This is a genomic window from Bradyrhizobium nitroreducens, from assembly GCF_002776695.1.
Classification (GTDB): Bacteria; Pseudomonadota; Alphaproteobacteria; order Rhizobiales; family Xanthobacteraceae; genus Bradyrhizobium; species Bradyrhizobium nitroreducens.
The window spans coordinates 1,768,272-1,785,268 of record NZ_LFJC01000003.1 but is presented as its reverse complement, the minus strand read 5'-3'; the positions used below and the strand labels follow the sequence as shown (position 1 = coordinate 1,785,268).

At 64.3% G+C, this 16,997-nt stretch carries 16 protein-coding genes and 1 pseudogene; 11 read left to right on the top strand and 6 right to left on the bottom strand.

Translation table 11 applies throughout. The features are described 5' to 3' along the window. Positions 1 to 89 precede the first annotated feature (89 nt). The 4 genes from TSA1_RS41115 to TSA1_RS08880 are packed head-to-tail and all read right to left on the bottom strand — an operon-like array spanning position 90 to position 1,731. Entirely contained in the window at positions 90 to 419 is a 330-nt protein-coding gene (locus TSA1_RS41115; protein ID WP_430649795.1) for a formylglycine-generating enzyme family protein, read from the bottom strand. Further along, the gene (locus TSA1_RS41020; RefSeq protein ID WP_347338564.1) at positions 397 to 489 is read right to left on the bottom strand and encodes a hypothetical protein; all 93 of its coding nucleotides are present in this window, start codon (positions 487 to 489) and stop codon (positions 397 to 399) included. The genes TSA1_RS41115 and TSA1_RS41020 overlap by 23 nt, the downstream gene beginning before the upstream one ends. A gap of 12 nt (positions 490 to 501) precedes the next feature. After that, complete coding sequence (locus TSA1_RS08885; RefSeq protein WP_245448164.1) at positions 502 to 786, bottom strand: SDR family NAD(P)-dependent oxidoreductase; 285 nt, start codon at positions 784 to 786, stop codon at positions 502 to 504. 51 nt (positions 787 to 837) lie between these two features. Further along, positions 838 to 1,731 carry a LysR family transcriptional regulator gene (locus TSA1_RS08880; RefSeq protein ID WP_100176026.1) on the bottom strand — a complete coding sequence of 298 codons (894 nt, stop codon included), beginning with the start codon at positions 1,729 to 1,731 and terminating at the stop codon, positions 838 to 840. Positions 1,732 to 1,882: 151 nt separating this feature from the next. Between TSA1_RS08880 and TSA1_RS08875 the strand changes: the two genes are divergently transcribed. The 11 genes and pseudogenes from TSA1_RS08875 to TSA1_RS08825 form a co-directional block, all read left to right on the top strand. Then, positions 1,883 to 2,839: an N-carbamoyl-D-amino-acid hydrolase gene (locus TSA1_RS08875; RefSeq protein ID WP_100176025.1), complete on the top strand. Its 957-nt coding sequence runs from the start codon at positions 1,883 to 1,885 to the stop codon at positions 2,837 to 2,839. Between the two features lie 37 nt (positions 2,840 to 2,876). Next, positions 2,877 to 3,704, top strand: a complete 828-nt coding sequence (locus TSA1_RS08870) for an ABC transporter substrate-binding protein (RefSeq protein ID WP_100176024.1) — start codon at positions 2,877 to 2,879, stop codon at positions 3,702 to 3,704. Continuing rightward, positions 3,701 to 4,558: an amino acid ABC transporter permease gene (locus TSA1_RS08865; RefSeq protein WP_174718825.1), complete on the top strand. Its 858-nt coding sequence runs from the start codon at positions 3,701 to 3,703 to the stop codon at positions 4,556 to 4,558. Before TSA1_RS08870 ends, TSA1_RS08865 begins: the two co-directional genes overlap by 4 nt. Then, a complete protein-coding gene (locus TSA1_RS08860; RefSeq protein ID WP_100176022.1) occupies positions 4,555 to 5,319 on the top strand; it encodes an amino acid ABC transporter ATP-binding protein in 765 nt (254 codons plus the stop codon). Before TSA1_RS08865 ends, TSA1_RS08860 begins: the two co-directional genes overlap by 4 nt. Positions 5,320 to 5,334: 15 nt before the next feature. Further along, positions 5,335 to 6,153: an ABC transporter substrate-binding protein gene (locus TSA1_RS08855; RefSeq protein ID WP_100176021.1), complete on the top strand. Its 819-nt coding sequence runs from the start codon at positions 5,335 to 5,337 to the stop codon at positions 6,151 to 6,153. Next, positions 6,140 to 7,024, top strand: coding sequence for a polysaccharide deacetylase family protein (locus TSA1_RS08850; RefSeq protein WP_100176020.1), 885 nt, complete (start codon positions 6,140 to 6,142; stop codon positions 7,022 to 7,024). The genes TSA1_RS08855 and TSA1_RS08850 overlap by 14 nt, the downstream gene beginning before the upstream one ends. 22 nt (positions 7,025 to 7,046) lie before the next feature. After that, on the top strand, positions 7,047 to 7,709 hold the full coding sequence (locus TSA1_RS08845) for an aspartate/glutamate racemase family protein (RefSeq protein WP_100176019.1): 663 nt from the start codon (positions 7,047 to 7,049) through the stop codon (positions 7,707 to 7,709). A 10-nt stretch (positions 7,710 to 7,719) separates the two neighbouring features. Continuing rightward, positions 7,720 to 9,039, top strand: coding sequence for a dihydroorotase (locus TSA1_RS08840; RefSeq protein ID WP_100181037.1), 1,320 nt, complete (start codon positions 7,720 to 7,722; stop codon positions 9,037 to 9,039). A gap of 13 nt (positions 9,040 to 9,052) precedes the next feature. Then, entirely contained in the window at positions 9,053 to 10,636 is a 1,584-nt protein-coding gene (locus tag TSA1_RS08835; RefSeq protein ID WP_100176018.1) for an ABC transporter substrate-binding protein, read from the top strand. Beyond that, positions 10,633 to 12,006: an amidohydrolase family protein gene (locus TSA1_RS08830; RefSeq protein ID WP_100176017.1), complete on the top strand. Its 1,374-nt coding sequence runs from the start codon at positions 10,633 to 10,635 to the stop codon at positions 12,004 to 12,006. The genes TSA1_RS08835 and TSA1_RS08830 overlap by 4 nt, the downstream gene beginning before the upstream one ends. A 64-nt stretch (positions 12,007 to 12,070) precedes the next feature. Beyond that, positions 12,071 to 12,355: pseudogene (locus TSA1_RS08825) on the top strand (FdhF/YdeP family oxidoreductase); the annotation flags it as partial. Between the two features lie 8 nt (positions 12,356 to 12,363). Here the strand turns inward: TSA1_RS08825 and TSA1_RS08820 are convergent. After that, positions 12,364 to 15,507, bottom strand: a complete 3,144-nt coding sequence (locus tag TSA1_RS08820; protein ID WP_100176016.1) for an efflux RND transporter permease subunit — start codon at positions 15,505 to 15,507, stop codon at positions 12,364 to 12,366. Continuing rightward, positions 15,504 to 16,679, bottom strand: coding sequence for an efflux RND transporter periplasmic adaptor subunit (locus TSA1_RS08815; protein WP_245448162.1), 1,176 nt, complete (start codon positions 16,677 to 16,679; stop codon positions 15,504 to 15,506). Before TSA1_RS08815 ends, TSA1_RS08820 begins: the two co-directional genes overlap by 4 nt. Between the last annotated feature and the right edge of the window lie 318 nt (positions 16,680 to 16,997).

Below are 16,997 nucleotides of genomic sequence, written 5' to 3'. Positions count from 1 at the left end.
GATTGCGCGCGAAATTGCGCAGGAACAGCGGTAGCAGCCGGATGCCGGGGGCAGCGGCAGGCCTCGCGGGATGTAGTGCCGGCTCCATCCTATGAAGGATCCCGCAGCGGCTCGGTGCGCACGACGCGGAAGCCGATATTGCTCGACGCGGAATCGGGCGTATTGGAGCTTCTCGCCGCGACGCGGTAGCGATTGCAGAAGGATTCGTGGCAGAGAGAGGATCCGCCACGCATCGATCGGTTGGGCGCTGGCTCGCGGTTCAACGGGTCTCGATGGCGTGAGGCGGTGATAGCTCGGCGAAAATGGTCATGGCACCATTCCCAGACATCTCCGGCGACATTGTGCGATGCGTCGCCTGACGTCAGCCGACTTGCGGCCGCGGATGCTCGCGCGACGTCAGCCGGTGAGAAACCCGCCATCGACAGCAACGACAGTGCCGGTCGCATATTGCGACGCCGGCATGCAGAGGAGCGCAACCGCGCCGGCGATATCCTCGAATTCCTAGTCGCGCGCCAGGATGCCGGCGCAATTGACCAGCGCGTCGACGCGCGTGTGTCTTCCGGCGAAGGACGTGACGGCCGCATCATCTGTGACGTCCGGCGTCGCCAGCGTGAGGCCCGCGCGCGGCTTCAGCTGCGTCCGGGCAAGGTCGGCATCGTTGGTGCCGGTCGCCGTGACAGTCGCCCCGAGATCGCAGAACTGGTTGCTGATCGCCGCGCCAATGTCGCCGGCGCCGCCGATCACGACGGCGTGGAAGCCGGCAGCAAGAGAAAAATTCGAAGTCATCGGCAAGGTCTCACTTCAGGGATCGAAGCGCCCAAGACCATCAAGGACGACTTACCCCTTGGTGAGCATTTGGCTCGCCGCGCGGACCTCGTCCAGGAAGGCCTTTGCCAAACGCGAGAGAGGGGCGGCCTCGGACCACAGCATATAGGCGACCGCAAGTGTCGTGGGCGCGAAGGGTTTGACGATCAGGCCATTGCCGCTGTTCTGGCGCGGAGAGAATGGATCGACGACCGCAACGCCAACACCCGCAGCCGCCAGCACGCAGGCCGTATTGCAGTAGCGAACCTCGACGGTCGGCTGAAAGGACGCGCCGGCCTGTGCGAAACTGGCCCGCACAGCCTCGCCAAGGCGCGTGCCGCGCTCGAGCCCGATGAAGGGCAGGCCGACCAGGTCGGACGCCGAGATGACGGGTTGCGCGGCAAGCGGGTGCTGCGGCGGCAGCACGCAGACCATCTCGCCGGTATGGGCCACCTCATGCGCAATGCCGGGATGGTGACTTAGGCCGAGTGCGAAACCGAGTTCGGCAACGCGGCTAAGGACGCCCTCGATGATACCTTCATAGCGGCGCACGTCGAAGAACACGCGTGTCTCCGGCCGGCGATGCAGAAAGCCCGACAATGCGGAGGGAATGATGCTGTAGGCGAGCGGCGGCGTCGCCACGATCGACAAATGTCCGGATCGGTTGTCGCGCAAGTCCCGCACGCGATTTTCGAGCTTGGCGTGCAGCGCGAAGATCGCCTCGCTCTCCTTGTAGAGCGCCATCGCCTCCATGGTCGGAAACAGCCGGTTGTTGACGCGCTCGAACAGCGCAAAGCCGGCCTGCGCTTCCATCGTCTTGAGCGCATTGCTGACCGCAGGTTGCGAGAGCGCGAGTTCATCGGCGGCCGCGACCGTGGTCCGGTGGCGAATGACCGCTCGCAGGATCTCGAGTTGGCGCAGATTCATATAATTACCAATTATACTGTAGGCCAAAAAATCATAGCACGAATGATTGCTTTTGCTGCTTGGTTTCCGCGTAATGGCGATGGATTTGCTCGCTGGATCAAAGAGTTCCTTCGCCTATTGAGGCAGCAGCGCGCACAGATTGGAGGCAATCTTGGTTCGTGTCCTTCGCGCCGCCGCCGCCCAGATGGGGCCGACGCAAAGAGCCGATACGCGCGCGCATACGCTGTCCCGGATGCTGGCGTTGCTGGAGGAGGCCGCCGGTCGTGGCGCGAACCTCGTGGTGTTTCCCGAACTCGCCTTCACGACCTTCTTTCCGCGCTGGTTGCTCGAAGGCGCCGCGCTCGACGCGTATTTCGAGCGGGGCATGCCCAACCCGGCCGTCGCAGCGCTGTTCGATCGTGCCCGCGCGCTACGGGTTGGCTTTTATGTCGGTTATGCCGAGCAGACCGCAGATGGCCGGCGCTACAATTGCGCGATCCTGGTCGATCGCGCCGGCGAGATTCTCGGCCGCTATCGCAAGGTGCACCTGCCGGGTTCGGTCGAGCCGCGGCCGGGCGCGCGCTACCAGCAGCTCGAGAAGCGCTACTTCGAATATGGCGACCTCGGCTTTCCCGCGTTTCGCGCCGGCTCGGCCTGGGGTAATGCGATCATGGGCATGATGATCTGCAACGATCGCCGCTGGCCGGAAGCCTGGCGCGTGCTCGGCCTTCAGGGCGTCGAGCTCGTCTGCATCGGCTACAATTCCGCGGCCTATGATCCCAATGGCGGTAGCACGGAAGATGCGTCCTTGCGCACCTTCCATTCGACGCTGGTCACCCAAGCCAACGCCTACATGAATGCGACCTGGGCGATCTCGGTAGCCAAGGCGGGCGAGGAGGACGGCTCCGGGCTGATCGGAGGTTCCTGCATCGTCGACCCGAACGGTCGCATCGTGGCGCAGGCCACGAGCCTGGCGGACGAGGTGATAGTCGCCGACATCGATCTCGATCTCTGCCGCCAGGGCAAGGACAAGATGTTCAACTTCGCCGCTCACCGGCGGCCGGAGCAATACAGAGTGATCACGGAGCGTGCCGGCGTCATCGAGCCGGCCGTTCTCGATGCGGATTGATTTGAAACGCCGGGCACGGTGCGGGCAAGGAGCTGACATGACACGCCTCTCGATGTTCTCCGGTTTCGCGGCGCTTCTCGCCGTCGGTTCGGCACAGGCGGCCGAGCTGCCGGCAGAGATCAAGCAGGCCGGCACGTTGCGGCTCACGGTCAACTCGACTTACGCGCCGATGGAGTATCGCGATCCCGCGACCAACGAGCTCGTGGGGCTCGACATCGATCTCGCGGGCGAGCTCGCCAAGCGGCTCGGGGGCCTCAAGATCGTCTGGAGCGAGACGCCTTTCGCCGAGCTGATCCCCTCGCTCCAGACCAAGCGGGCCGATTTCATCATCTCGGGCATTTCCGACCGCAGCTCGCGGCGCGAGACGGCCGACTTCATCGATTACCTGACCACAGGGCCGCAGTTCTTCGTCATGGCCGGGAGCGAGGCGAAGGCTGCCACCGATCTCTGCGGCAAGAAGGTCGGCACGACGCGCAGCACCAGCTTCCCCCTCGAGATCGACAAGTGGAGCAAGCAGAACTGCGAGGCGGTCGGCAATCCTGCGATCCAATACGTTCCCGGCGAGAACTCGATCGACGTGCGCAACCAGCTCAAGCAGGGACGGATCGACGCCGCGGTGCAGGGCAGCGAGACCTTGCCCTATGCGCAATCGCAGGAGGCCGGCAAATACCGTATCGTCGGCGAGCCCTTCGCGAAAGGCTATCAGGGCATCATGTTTCGCAAGGATGACGCGGCCTTGCGCGAGGCAGTAGCGGAGAAGCTCAAGGCCATGATCGCCGATGGCTCGTACAAGGCCATCCTCGACAAATGGGGCTTGGGTTCGAACGCGGTCGCCGAGCCCCTGATGAACGCGGCGCCGCAATGAAGGCGGCACCCGCACTCGCGGAAGGATTTCCCGATCTCTCCGGGATGCATGTCGCGCGTGAACCGCACTGGTTCCGCTGGTTCAGCGCGGCTCTGATCGTTCTGGTGCTCGCCGCCGTCGCGCGCGCCTTCGCCAACGGCCAGATCGAATGGTCCTATGTCAGCCGCTTCCTGACCGCCAAGGTCATCCTGGAAGGCATCGTCAACACCATGGTGATGGCGGTGCTCGCCATGGCGCTCGGCATTTTCCTCGGGGTCGTGGTCGCGATCATGCGGTTATCGCCTAATCCGGTGCTGAAATCGGTCGCTACGGGCTATACTTGGCTGTTCCGCGGCACGCCGCTGATCCTGCAATTGCTGTTGTGGTTTAACCTTGCACTGGTGTTTCCGACGATCGGCATTCCCGGCTTGTGGTCGGCGCGCGCCGTTGACGTCATGACGCCATTCCTCTCGGCGCTGCTCGGCCTCGGCATCAATCAGGGCGCCTACACATCCGAAGTCATGCGCGCAGGCATGCTGTCGGTCGACATTGGACAATATGAGGCCGCGCAGGCGATCGGCATGGGGCGGCTGCGTGCGCTGCGCCGGATCATCCTGCCGCAGGCGATGCGGGTGGTGATCCCGCCGATCGGCAACGAATTCATCGGCCTGGTCAAAGCCACCTCGCTCGCCAGCGTCATCCAGTATCCGGAGGTGCTGCACAACGCCGAGAACATCTATTACGCCAATTCGCGCGTGATCGAGCTCCTGATCGTCGCCGGTATCTGGTACCTTCTCGTGGTGTCGATCCTGACGCCGCTCCAGATGCTGCTCGAGCGACGCTTTGCCCGCGGTACGCTGCAGTTCGCCCGATGACAAAGCCCCTCGTCGCGATCCGATCCGTCAGCAAGGCCTTCGGGGAGTTTCAGGCTCTCAAGGGTGTTTCGCTGGATGTGTGGGCCGGCGAGGTGATGTGCCTGATCGGCGCCTCCGGTTCGGGCAAGACCACGCTGCTTCGCTGCATCAATCAGCTTACCGCGATCGACAGCGGCGGCATTTGGCTCGACGGCGAATTGCTCGGCGTGCGGGAAGAGGGCGGGCGGTTACATCGCCTGACCGAACGGCAGCTCGCGCAGCAGCGGCTGAAGACCGGCATGGTGTTTCAGCGCTTCAACCTGTTCCCGCACAAGACGGCGATCGAGAACATCACCGAAGGCCCGGTGCAGGTGCAGGGCCGCAAGCCGGACGAGGTGCGCGCTGAAGCGATCGAGCTGCTCAGGCGCGTCGGCCTGTCGGCGAAGGCGGAGTCCTATCCGGCGCAGCTTTCCGGCGGCCAGCAGCAGCGCGTGGCGATTGCCCGCGCACTCGCCATGAAGCCGATGCTGATGCTGTTCGACGAGCCGACCAGCGCGCTCGACCCCGAGCTCGTCGGCGAGGTGCTGGCGGTCATGAAGGAGCTCGCGCGGAGCGGCATGACCATGATGGTGGTGACGCATGAGCTCGGCTTCGCGCGGGAAGTCGCCGACCGCGTCGTCTACATGGACCATGGCGCGATCGTCGAGCAGGGGCGGGCGTCGGAAGTTCTCGGCGCGCCGCGCGAGGCGCGCACCAAGGCTTTTCTCTCGGCGGTGATCTGACATGGGGGCGTTTTGATGAAGAGGGTTGCTGTTGTTGTGGCGGTGCTGCTGCTGGCCACGGGTGTATCGGCGGTGGCGGGCGAGCTGCCGGCGGAGATCGTCAAGCGCGGCAGCCTCAAGGTCGCAGTCGTGCCGAACTATCCGCCGATGGAGTTCCGCGATCCCGCCACCAATGCGCTGTCCGGCTTCGACGTCGAACTCGGCGAGGCGCTCGGCCGCAAGCTCGGCGTCAAGATCGAATGGCAGGAGACCAGCTTTGCCGAATTCATGCCGTCGATTTCGACCGGCCGGGTGGATGCGGTGCTGTCGGGCTTCACCGACTATGCGAGCCGGCACGAGACGGCGACTTTCGTCGATTACCTGCGCAGCGGCCCGCGTTTCTTCGTGCAGCAGTCCCGCGCAGCTGAGTTCAAGGACATGGCCGCGCTCTGCGGCAAGAAGGTCGGCGCCAGCCGCCGCACCTCATTTCCGGCGCAGATCGCGGCATGGAGCGAGAAGAATTGCGTCAGCAACCCGATCGTCTTCGTCGGCACCGACGGCTCGGGCGACGCCCGCAACCAGCTCAGGCAGGGCCGCATCGACGCCGCCGTGCAGGGCAACGAGACGTTGCCCTATCTCATGGATCTCGAACCTGGCGTCTACGCGCCAGTCGGCGAGACCATCGCGCAGCAGTTCACCGGGATCGCCCTGCCGGTCAAGGAGAAGACATTGCAAGAGGCGATGGCGCAGGCGGTCGATGCGCTGATTGCGGATGGCACCTATCGTGCTCTGCTTGCAAAATGGAAGTTGACCGACAACGGAATCGAGAAGGCGACCATCAATGCTGGACAGTAAGGCACTCGCGAGCATCCCGCTCGTCCCGGCCAATACGGCGGACCCTGCACCGGATTATCCCTGGCCAAAACCCTATACGTCGGCGATGTTCCTGTCGTTCGACGTGGACGCGGAGAGCGCCTGGACCAGCAAGGACGCGGTCCACGCCCAGCGCCTGATCACCATGAGCTATGGCGGCTATGAAGCGCGCGTCGGCACGCCGAAGCTCTTGGAGCTGCTCGGCCAGCTCGATCTCAAGGCGACGTTCTTCGTTACGGGCTGGTCGGTGGATGCGCATCCGGCAATGGCCGAGTCGATCCTCAAGGCCGGCCACGAGATCGGCCATCATGGCTACCATCATCTTCTGCCTGATCCCGGCGACCCCTGGATCGAGGAAGAGCTCGAGCGCGGTTTTGAGGTGCTGAAGCGCCGGCTCGGCGTCAAGCCGATCGGCTACCGTGCGCCTTATGGCGAGTTCACCGAGGAGTTGCGCAAGGCGCTGGTGCGCCACGGCATCGTCTACACTTCGTCGTTCCGCGACGACGTGCGGCCCTATCGCCATCGTCTCGCCGACGGTAAGCCGGGTACGATCGAGTTGCCGGTCACTGCGAGCTATGACGACTGGATGCATGGTCTCTCCGCGCGCTTCAGCCCGCGCTCGATCTTCCCCAGGGAGCACGTGCTCTCGCTCTGGAAGGACGAGCTCGACGAGGTCAGGGACTGGGGAGCGATGGTGACGACGGTGCTGCATCCGCAATGCAGCGGACGTCCCATGCGGCTTCGTCTGTTGCGCGAATTCCTGACCTACTCAAAATCCTGTCCCGATCTCTGGATCACCACCGGCCGCGAGATCGCCGCAAACTTCCAGCGCCACGAGTCGGGCAATCATTGAGCCAAGTCAGGTGAACCGAGCCATGACATCGTCCTTTCGCCGCATCCTGACCATCAATCCGAACTCCTCGGCGTCGGTCACGGCGGCGATCGATGAAGCGGTGGCACCGTTGCGGATTGTGGGCGGGCCCGAGATCACGGTTGTTGGTCTTGCCGAAGGTCCGCCCGGCATCGCCTCGCAGCGCGATGCCGACAGTGTCGTCATGCCGCTGGTGAACCGCGTCGCGAGGGACGATGCGGATGCGTTCGTGATCGCCTGCTTCAGCGATCCCGGCCTGCATGCGGTGCGCGAAGCCGCCGGCGGACGTCCCGTCATGGGCATCGCCGAGTGGGGCATTCTGCGCGCGCTGACGCTCGGCGAGCGGTTCGGCATCATCGCACTGTCAGCGCAGAGCATCCGCCGCCAGCAGCGCATGGTGCGGCAGATGGGCGTAGAGGCCCGCTATGCCGAAAGCTGGTCGGTGGGCGCGAGCGCCGTGGAAACCGCAAGTGCAGATATCCGTGAGCGCCTTATCGAAGCGGGCCGCGCGCTGGTCGCTCAGCGCGGCGCCGACGTCGTGGTGATGGGTTGCGCCGGCATGGCCTCGCATCGCGCCGCGATCGAGCAGGCGATCGGCGTGCCCGTGGTCGAGCCGTCGCAGCAGGCCGTCGCCGCAGCCATCGGCGCGGTCCTGTTGAGACAATGAAAGGCAAATGATGCATTTTAATCTCCTGATCCGGAACGGCACCTGCGTCACGCCCTGGGGCGAGGAGGCAGCCCATGTCGGCATCACCGGCGGCCTGATCACGACGCTGTCGGCGACATCGGCCGACACTGCCGATCATGTGATCGATGCCAGCGGACTTCACGTGCTGCCCGGACTGATCGACAGCCATGTCCATCTGCGCGATCCCGGCGATGCCAAGGTGGAGACGCTCGGCACGGGCACTCGCGCCGCGGTGCTCGGCGGCATCGCCACCCTATTCGACATGCCCAACACCAATCCGCCCATCGTCGATCAGGAGCGGCTCGACTGGAAGCGCGGCTACGCCGAGCAGCAGAGCTGGTGCGACATCGGCCTGTACATTGCCGGCGCCAAGACCAATATCGGCGAGCTTGCCCATCTCGAAAGCGAGGCGGGAGTCTGCGCCATCAAGGTGTTCGCCGGCTCCTCGACCGCGTCACTGCTCGTGGAAGACGACGAGCACCTCGAAAAGCTCATGCGCGCTGGCCGCCGCCGCATCGCCTTCCACAGCGAGGACGAATACCGTCTCCAGGCGCGCAAGCCCATGTTTTCGCGCGGCATGCCGCATCGCTCGCATATGGAGTGGCGCGACGAAGAATGCGCCTTCCTCGGCACCCGCCGCCTGATGGCGTTGGCGCGCAAGACCGGCCGCCCCGCGCATATTCTCCACGTCTCGACCGCGGAGGAGCTGGGTTATCTGCGCGACCACCGCGACGTCGCGACGGTCGAGGTGCTGGTCAATCACCTCACGCAGGTCGCCCCAGACTGCTACGACACACTCAAGGGCTTTGGCGTGATGAACCCGCCGATCCGGGGCGAGCGGCATCGCGAGGCGAGCTGGGCCGCGCTGCGCGACGGCGTCGTCGACACGATCGGCAGCGATCATGCGCCGCATTCGCGTGCCGCTAAGGAACTGCCGTGGCCGGATTGCCCGGCTGGGCTGACCGGCGTGCAGACGCTGGTTCCCGTGATGCTCGACCACGTCAATGCCGGACGGCTGTCTCTGTCACGGCTCGTCGATCTCATGGCGGCCGGTCCTGCCCGGGTCTACGGCCTCGTCGGCAAGGGGCGGCTCGCGGCCGGCTATGACGCCGACTTCACGCTGGTCGACATGAAGGCAAAGCGCACCATCGAAGAGTCCTGGATCGTTTCGCCCTGCGGCTGGACGCCGTTCGCCGGCAAGCCGATCACCGGCTGGCCGCTCGCCACCATCGTGCGCGGCCACACCGTCATGCGTGACGACGAGGTGCTGGGCGCGCCGATCGGCCGCCTCGCCCGCTTCGCGTCCTAGGAGTCTTGTTTCGATGCCCTTGTCCCGTCGTTCGCTGCTCAAGGCCGCGGCCGCCGTGCCGGCGCTGTCGCTGCCGGGGATTTTGCGCGCTGAAGCGCAGACCACGCTGCGCTTCATTCCGGTGATCGATCTCGCCTTCGTCGATCCGATCTACTCCACCGCACAGGTGTCTCGAAACCATGGTTTCATGGTCTACGACACGCTCTATGGCATGGGCTCATCGCTCGAAGTTTCGCCGCAGATGCTGTCCGGCCATGTCGTCTCCGGCGACGGCCGCCAATGGGATCTCACCCTGCGCGATGGGTTGTTCTGGCACGACGGCGAAAAGGTGCTGGCGCGCGATTGCGTCGCGAGCATCCGCCGCTGGGCGGTGCGCGACGGCTTTGGCGGCGAGCTCATGGAGGCGACCGACGAGCTCTCGGCGGCGGACGACCGCACCATCCGCTTCCGCCTCAAGCGACCGTTTCCGCTCCTGCCGCAGGCACTCGGCAAGGCCGCCATCAACGCCTGCTTCATGATGCCGGAGCGGCTGGCGAGCCAGGATCCGTTCAAGCCATTGACCGAAGTGATCGGCAGCGGTCCGTTCCGCTACCTCGCCGACGAGCGCGTGCAGGGCGCGCGCAACGCCTATGCGAAGTTCGACCGCTATCAGCCGCGCAGCGACGGCAAGCCGGACTGGACCGCGGGTCCCAAGATCGTTCACTACGACCGCGTGGTGTGGACGACCACGCCCGACGCCGGCACCGGCGTCGCCGCGCTGCAGACCGGCGAGCAGGACTGGCAGGAAACCACGCCGCATGATCTGTTGCCGGTGTTGCGCGCGGCCGAGGATATCGAGACGCGGATCCTCGATCCCAGAGGCTACACTTGCATGCTGCGCCTCAATCATCTGCAGCCGCCGTTCGACAATCCCGCCGTCCGCCGCGCGCTCTTGGGCGCGATCGATCAGTCGAACTTCATGACGGCTGTCGCGGGCAGCGATCCCGCCCATCAGTATTCGCCGATCGGTTTCTTCGCGCCGGATACGCCGATGGCGAGTGACGTCGGGCTCGATGTCTTCCGCGGGCTGCGCGACTACGCCAAGGTCAGGGCGGACCTGGCGGCCGCCGGCTACAAGGGCGAGAAGATCGTGCTGCTCGTCCCGACCAATTCGCTGGCGCAAAAGCCGCTCGGCGAGATCGCGGTCGACAGCTTGCGAAAGGCCGGCATGAACGCCGAATATGCCGGCCTCGATTTCGCCGTGGTACTGCAACGGCAGCTCAAGAAGGATCCGATCGGGCAGGGCGGCTGGAGCGCGGCGGTCGCCAACTGGCAGGGCATCGACTGGCTCAATCCGGCAGGCAATACCAATCTGCGCGGCGAAGGCAAGGTGGCCGGCTGGTACAAGAGCGACAAGATGGGCGCGCTGCGCAGCCAATGGCTGGCGGCCTCCGACCTCGCCGAGCAGCAGCGTATCTGCCGCGAGATCCAGGCGCTGGCCTTTGAGGAGATCCCGTATATTCCGATCGGCCAGTACAAGCAGCCGACCGCCTATCGCAAGAGCATCACCGGCATTCTCGACGGCACCGCCGTCTTCTGGAACGTACGCCCCGCATGAGCACGATCGCGATCTTCGGCAGCTATGTGCTGTCACGCAAGGAGGGTGCGCAGGATGTCCTGCGCGACCATTGGGTGTTGATCGAGGACAGGAAGATCGCTGCGGTTACGCGCGACCGACCCGCCGCGGAGCAAGTTTATGACAAGCCCGGCCGCTTCGTGTTGCCAGGCCTGTTGAACCTGCACAACCACTGCTTCAGCGAGGCGGTAGCGCGCAGCCACACCGAGGACGGCAACGGCCGCCGCAACAATCAGAGCATTGTGTACACGGTGCTCTTGCCGCTTACCAAGCGCGGCGCTGACCTGTTGACGAAGGAGGAGCGGCTTGCGGTGGCGCGGCTTGGCATCCTCCAGCTCCTGAAGGGGGGCGCTACCACGGTGATGGAGCCTTTCCGCAACACGATTCCGGAAATGTTCGACGCGGCGGAGGAGATGGGCATCCGTTTCTACGGGGCGCCCTATCTGTTCTCCACCTCCGACGCCAAGGCCGGCGCGGACGGCTTGGTCCGCTATGCCGGCGACGACGGCGCGGCCGATATGGCGACCTGGGACACGCTCTATCAGCGCTGGAACGGCCGGGGCAACGGCCGCATCGGCCTCGCCATGAGTCCGCATGCTACCGACACCTGTGGCCCGGATCTGCTGCGCGCCTGCGCCGCACGGGCGCGCGAGCTTGGCGTTCCCGTCACGACGCATCTGGCGCAGAGCCGCGCCGAGGTCGAGACCATCGGCAAGCGCTACGGCGACCGCACGCCGGCGCAATATCTCGACTGGCTTGGTCTCCTGGCTCCGGATTTGCTAGCGGCGCACTGCATCGCCTCGACCGACGACGATCTGAAATTGATGGCGGCGCGCGGCGCCACCGTGCTGAACTGCCCGCGCGTCTTTGCGCGTGCCGGCGTCACGGCCGCGTTCAGCCGCTTTGCCGAGCATGGCGTGTGCACCGTCGTCGGTACCGACGGCTACAACATGGATTTGCTCGGCGAGCTTAACGCCGCCTCGCTGATCTCCAAGATCGTGTCGCAGCGGCCCGAAGTGGCGAACTCCCCCGAATTGATCGAGTCGGTCACGGCGACCGCGGCCGCCGTCATCAACCGACCGGACCTTGGCACGATCGCGCCCGGCGCGACCGCCGATCTCACCATTGTCGACCTCACTCATCCCCATCTGCAGCCGCTCTATGATCCAAGGCGCGCGCTGGTCGCGCTCGCCAACCGCGCCAACATCGATCAGGTCATCGTCGACGGGCGCGTGCTGATCGACGCGGGCCATTATGTTCACGGCGACGAGGCCGCGATCGCGGCGGCCGGCTCGGCTGCGATCGGCAAGATCTGGGATCTGCCGGAGGCGCAGGCGGCCTTCGCCGGTTGAGGACGAGTGTCGGCCTGCCGCAATCGATCGGCGTCGGCAAGGGCACCGTGCTGCTGGAGGATTCTCGACCAAATTGAACCGCAGCCACCTCATCCACGGCAAGAACGTATTGATCCTGCCTTGCCTTGGCCGCACCGAGATCGATATCCCAGCTGGCGGCCCGGAGTCGATCACAGTGGAAGATTCGATGTCAATGATGCACGCTTCGGGCGGCCGCAACAAACCGGCCTCCGAGCATTTGTAAAGCGAGGTTGCGATCATCGCCGGCGTCGCCAAGGCCACGCTCGGTGACCGCATGGGCGTCGAATGGGACGCCTTTGTCGGGAACTACGACCTTTTCCGCGACGCGCCACCTTGTCAAGCAGACTCATGAGTCAACCTCGGATCGTGTTCGGCCGAGGGCTGAGGGGGACGCCCCGGCGCTGGGGACTTTGCTCTTGAGAACCACGCGCCGAGCTGGTCGAGATAGAGATAGACCACGGGCGTCGTGTAGAGCGTCAGGACCTGCGACAGCATGAGGCCGCCGACGATGGTATAGCCGAGTGGCTGGCGCAGCTCCGATCCGGCGCCGGTGCCGATCATCAACGGTACGCCGCCGAGCAGGGCAGCCATCGTCGTCATGAGGATCGGCCGGAAGCGCAGCGTGCAGGCCTGGTAGATTGCATCCGCAGGGCTCAGGCCACGTTGTCGTTGCACTTCGAGCGCGAAATCCACCAGCATGATGCCGTTCTTCTTGACGATGCCAATCAGGAGGATGATGCCGATGATGGCGATCACGCTGAGGTCCATATGCGCGGCCATCAGAAGCAATAGCGCGCCGATGCCGGCCGACGGCAGGGTCGACAGAATCGTGATGGGGTGGATCAGGCTCTCATAGAGCACGCCGAGGATGATGTAGATCACGACCAGTGCGAGCCCGATCAAGAGCGGCGTCCCCTTCAACGAAGATTGGAAGGCCTGCGCGTTGCCCTGGAACGAGGTCGCGAGCGACGCCGGCTTGCCGGTGTCCTTCTCCATCTTCTGGATCGCGGCTACCGCATCGCCCAGGGCCACGCGGGGCCTGAGATTGAACGAGATCGTAACGGACGGAAACATGCTCTGGTGGTTGATCAGAATCGGCGCCGGCCTGATCGCAGTGTGGACGAGGTCACTCAAGGGGACCTGCTTGCCGCTCGATGAATTCACGTAGATGTCCTTCAGTGCGTCCGGGCCGTACTGGAAGCGCGGATCGACCTCCAGAATCACGTGATACTGGTTCAACGAGGTGAACATGGTGGAGACGATGCGCTGGCCGTAGGCGTCGTCGAGCGTGTTGTCGATCGTCGAGGGCAGGACGCCGAAGCTCGAAGCGACCTCGCGATCGACTGTGACGTCCAGTTTCGGGCCGGCATTGGCCTCGTCGCTGGCAACATCGGTGACGCCGTCGATCTTGCGGATCCGTTCCAGGAAGATGTTTGCCCAGTGAGTCAGCTCGTTGGAATCGGCGTCCGTCAGCGTGAATTGATACTGTGTCTTCGACAGCCTCGCGCCGATGGTGATGTCCTGCGCCGCCTGCATGTAGAGGGTGATGCCCTGGATACGGGCGAGCTTCGGCTTGAGCCGATTGATGATCTCGTCCGCGCTCGCCTTTCGTTCCGGTTTGGGTTTCAGGATGACGAAGACACGCCCCTGGTTGAGGGTCGCCGTTGGGCCACCCGGGCCGATATAGCTCGCTACGGACTGGATCGCTGCATCCTGCAGCAGCACATTGACCAGCGCTTGCTGGCGCTCGGACATCGCCGGGAACGAGATGTCCTGCGAGGCCTCGGTGATGCCCACGATCTGGCCGGTGTCCTGCTGCGGGAAAAATCCCTTCGGGATGATCACGTAGAGGTAGCCGGTCAGTGCGATGGTGCCGAGCATCACCATCAGCGTGGCGGAGCGGTGACGCAGCACGATCCGCAGGCCACGTGCATACAGCGCGAGCAGGGCGTCGAAGCCGCGTTCGAACGCGAGATAGATCCGGTTGTGCTTCTTGCGCGATTCGTCCTTGAGCAGGCGCGCGCACATCATCGGGGTCAATGTCAGTGATATCACCAGCGACAGCAGCAGCGAGGCCGTAATGGTGATGGCAAACTCCTGGAATAGCTTTCCGACGTAACCGCCCATCAGGAACAGCGGAATGAATACCGCGATCAGAGACAGCGTGATGGAAACGATGGTGAAGCCGATTTCCTCCGAGCCCTTCAGCGCTGCTTGCATCGGCGTCATGCCCTCCTCGAGGTGACGCACGATATTCTCGATCACCACCACGGCGTCGTCGACCACGAACCCGACCGCGATCGAAAGCGCCATCAAAGACAGGTTATCGAGGCTGTAGCCGAGCCCATAGAGCACTGCGAATGTGCCGACCAGCGACAATGGGACGGTGACCGCTGGAATGACCGTGGCCCAGAAGTTGCGCAAGAAAACGAAGATGACCATCACCACCAGCGCTACCGTCAGCATCAGCGTGAACTGGACGTCCTCGACGGAAGCGCGGATGGTTTGGGTGCGGTCGGCGGCGATTGCCACCTTGACTGCCGGCGGCACGGAAGCCTGCAGCGTCGGCAGCAATGCTTTGATGCGGTCAACGGTCTCGATGACATTGGCGCCGGGCACCCGCTGCACCGCCAGGATGATCGCGGGCTGCCTGTCATACCAGCCCGCCAACAGGTCGTTTTCGGACGCGTCGATGGCATAGCCGATATCGCGAATGCGCACCGGCGAGCCATTGCGGTAAGCGATGACGAGATCTTCATAGGCCGACGGCTTGAGCAGCTGGTCGTTGGTGTTGAGCGTGTAGGTGACACGCGGGCTGTTGAGCGTGCCCTTGGGCTGATCGACATTGGCCGCAGAGATCACGCTGCGGACGTCCTCTAGGCTGATGCCGCGTGCGGCCAGCGCCTGCGGGTTGACCCGGATGCGGATGGCAGGCTTTTGCTGCCCACCGATTCCGACGAGACCCACGCCCGGGATTTGCGAAATCTTCGGCAGCAGGATGTTTTCGGCGTAGGCATCGACCGTCGTCAGTGGCAGCGAATCCGAAGACAGTGCGATCAGCATGATCGGCGTCTCGGCTGGATTCACTTTCCTGATCGTCGGCGGGTAGGGGATGTTCGGCGGAAGAAAGGGGCTTGCGGCATTGATCGCCGCGAGCACGTCGGTGGCCGCGCTGTCGACGGTGCGCGACAACTCGAACTGCACCGTGAGTTGCGCTACGCCGAGCGCGCTGGAGGAGGTGAGCTGGGTGATGCCGGGAATCTGGCTCAACTGCTGTTCCAGCGGCGTGGCTATCGAGGACGCGACGGTCTGCGGATCGGCTCCGGGCAATTGAGCTGAGATCTGGATGGTCGGGTAATTGACGTTCGGCAGCGCTCCGACCGGCAGCAGCGGATAGGTCGCAAGTCCGCACAGCAGCAGCCCTGCCATGAGCAGAGCGGTCGCGATCGGGCGCAGGATGAAGGGTGCGGAGAGGTTCATGGGATGGCGTCCTGCACCGCGCTTTGCAGGTCGGCTTCCTGCGCGGCCTTGCCATGCAGTTGCTTGACGCGGCTGCCCTCCTTGAGACGGTACTGGCCGTCTATCACGACGACCTCACCCGGTTTGAGGCCTTGATCGACAAGCGCCTGCCCGTCGGTGATCTGGGCGACGTGAATGGTCCGCAATTCAGCAGTCTGGTCCGGCTTCACGACATAGACATACGTGCCGCTCTGGCCCTGCTGCACGGCCGAGCCGGCGATGCTGATGGCGTCCTTGCGCGTCTCCAGCAGAAGACGCGCATTCACCAGCTGTCCCGGCCACAACCGGTGCTGATGATTGGGAAATGTGGCCTTGAGCTGAATGGTGCCCGTGGTACCCGCGATCTCGTTGTCGACGAGCAGCAGGTCGCCTTCATCCAGCTTCATCCCGTTGTCCTGGCTGTAGGCGATGACTTTCATGGGCCCTTTCGCCATCCGGTCCTGGATGGCGGTCAGATCAGCTTGCGGCAACGTGAACAGCAGCGAGATCGGCTCGATCTGGGTGACCACGACGAGGCCATTCGGATCGGTCGGATGAATCACGTTGCCGATGTCGACTTGCCGGACACCGGTGATGCCGGAAATGGCCGAGGTCAGCCGGGTATAGCTGAGCTGGACATTGGCCTGATCGATCTGGGCCTGGTCCGCCTGGACGGCTGCTTGCAATTGCGCGACCTGCGCCTTCTGCGTGTCGACCAGTTGCGGCGTCGCATAGCCCTTGTCTCCGAGCTGGGTGTCCCGCGACAGATTGGCTTCGGCATTTGTGAGTTGGGCCTGATCGCGCGCGCGGTTGGCCGTGAACTGCTCGATCTGTGCCTGATAGGGACGGGGATCGATCTCCGCCAGCAGATCGCCGGCCTTGACGGTCTGCCCTTCCTTGAACGTGATCCTGATCAGCTGGCCCTGGATCTGGCTGCGCACAACGTCAGTGTTGTAGGCGGCTACCGTGCCGATGCCGTGCAGATAGATCGGAACATCCTTTCCACTTACGGCACTCGCGACGACCGGCACGGCGGCCTCGGACACCGGCATTGCAGCCTCGGCCGGAGACAATCGCTTGAGATAGAGGATGGCGCCGCCTGCCAGCGAAGCGACGACGAGGGTGGCAAGCGCGGCGATGGCAAATCGTTTCACTGATATGTTTCCTTTTCGAAGCCTGGCTTCGGCGTACCGGCCGGATCGGTGTTGATTGGTGCACTCGGTCCGGGGCCGGCGCAGCTACGCTTGTCCGGAGGACGTCGGCCATGCAGTCTCGATCATCAGGGATGCAAGGAGAACGGCGACTGCAACGGTGCGCAGGGCCAAGTGCGAGGAGGCGCTGGGTTCCGGATGGAGTTGTGCGCGCATCTGCGTTCTCCGGCTGAAACTGATCTTCGCAGGAAGATAGAAAGTTGCGGGAGCGCCGGTATTTCCGGAATGCACGTGCCGCAGTGAAAACGCACGAGGGCGAGG

Bases quoted from the DNA above. Each gene is read 5' to 3' on its own strand.
- TSA1_RS41115 (WP_430649795.1), bottom strand. From the start codon at position 419: ATGGCGGGTTTCTCACCGGCTGACGTCGCGCGAGCATCCGCGGCCGCA.
- TSA1_RS08885 (WP_245448164.1), bottom strand. From the start codon at position 786: ATGACTTCGAATTTTTCTCTTGCTGCCGGCTTCCACGCCGTCGTGATC.
- TSA1_RS08880 (WP_100176026.1), bottom strand. From the start codon at position 1,731: ATGAATCTGCGCCAACTCGAGATCCTGCGAGCGGTCATTCGCCACCGG.
- TSA1_RS08870 (WP_100176024.1), top strand. From the start codon at position 2,877: ATGACACGCCTCTCGATGTTCTCCGGTTTCGCGGCGCTTCTCGCCGTC.
- TSA1_RS08865 (WP_174718825.1), top strand. From the start codon at position 3,701: ATGAAGGCGGCACCCGCACTCGCGGAAGGATTTCCCGATCTCTCCGGG.
- TSA1_RS08860 (WP_100176022.1), top strand. From the start codon at position 4,555: ATGACAAAGCCCCTCGTCGCGATCCGATCCGTCAGCAAGGCCTTCGGG.
- TSA1_RS08855 (WP_100176021.1), top strand. From the start codon at position 5,335: ATGAAGAGGGTTGCTGTTGTTGTGGCGGTGCTGCTGCTGGCCACGGGT.
- TSA1_RS08850 (WP_100176020.1), top strand. From the start codon at position 6,140: ATGCTGGACAGTAAGGCACTCGCGAGCATCCCGCTCGTCCCGGCCAAT.
- TSA1_RS08845 (WP_100176019.1), top strand. From the start codon at position 7,047: ATGACATCGTCCTTTCGCCGCATCCTGACCATCAATCCGAACTCCTCG.
- TSA1_RS08840 (WP_100181037.1), top strand. From the start codon at position 7,720: ATGCATTTTAATCTCCTGATCCGGAACGGCACCTGCGTCACGCCCTGG.
- TSA1_RS08835 (WP_100176018.1), top strand. From the start codon at position 9,053: ATGCCCTTGTCCCGTCGTTCGCTGCTCAAGGCCGCGGCCGCCGTGCCG.
- TSA1_RS08830 (WP_100176017.1), top strand. From the start codon at position 10,633: ATGAGCACGATCGCGATCTTCGGCAGCTATGTGCTGTCACGCAAGGAG.
- TSA1_RS08820 (WP_100176016.1), bottom strand. From the start codon at position 15,507: ATGAACCTCTCCGCACCCTTCATCCTGCGCCCGATCGCGACCGCTCTG.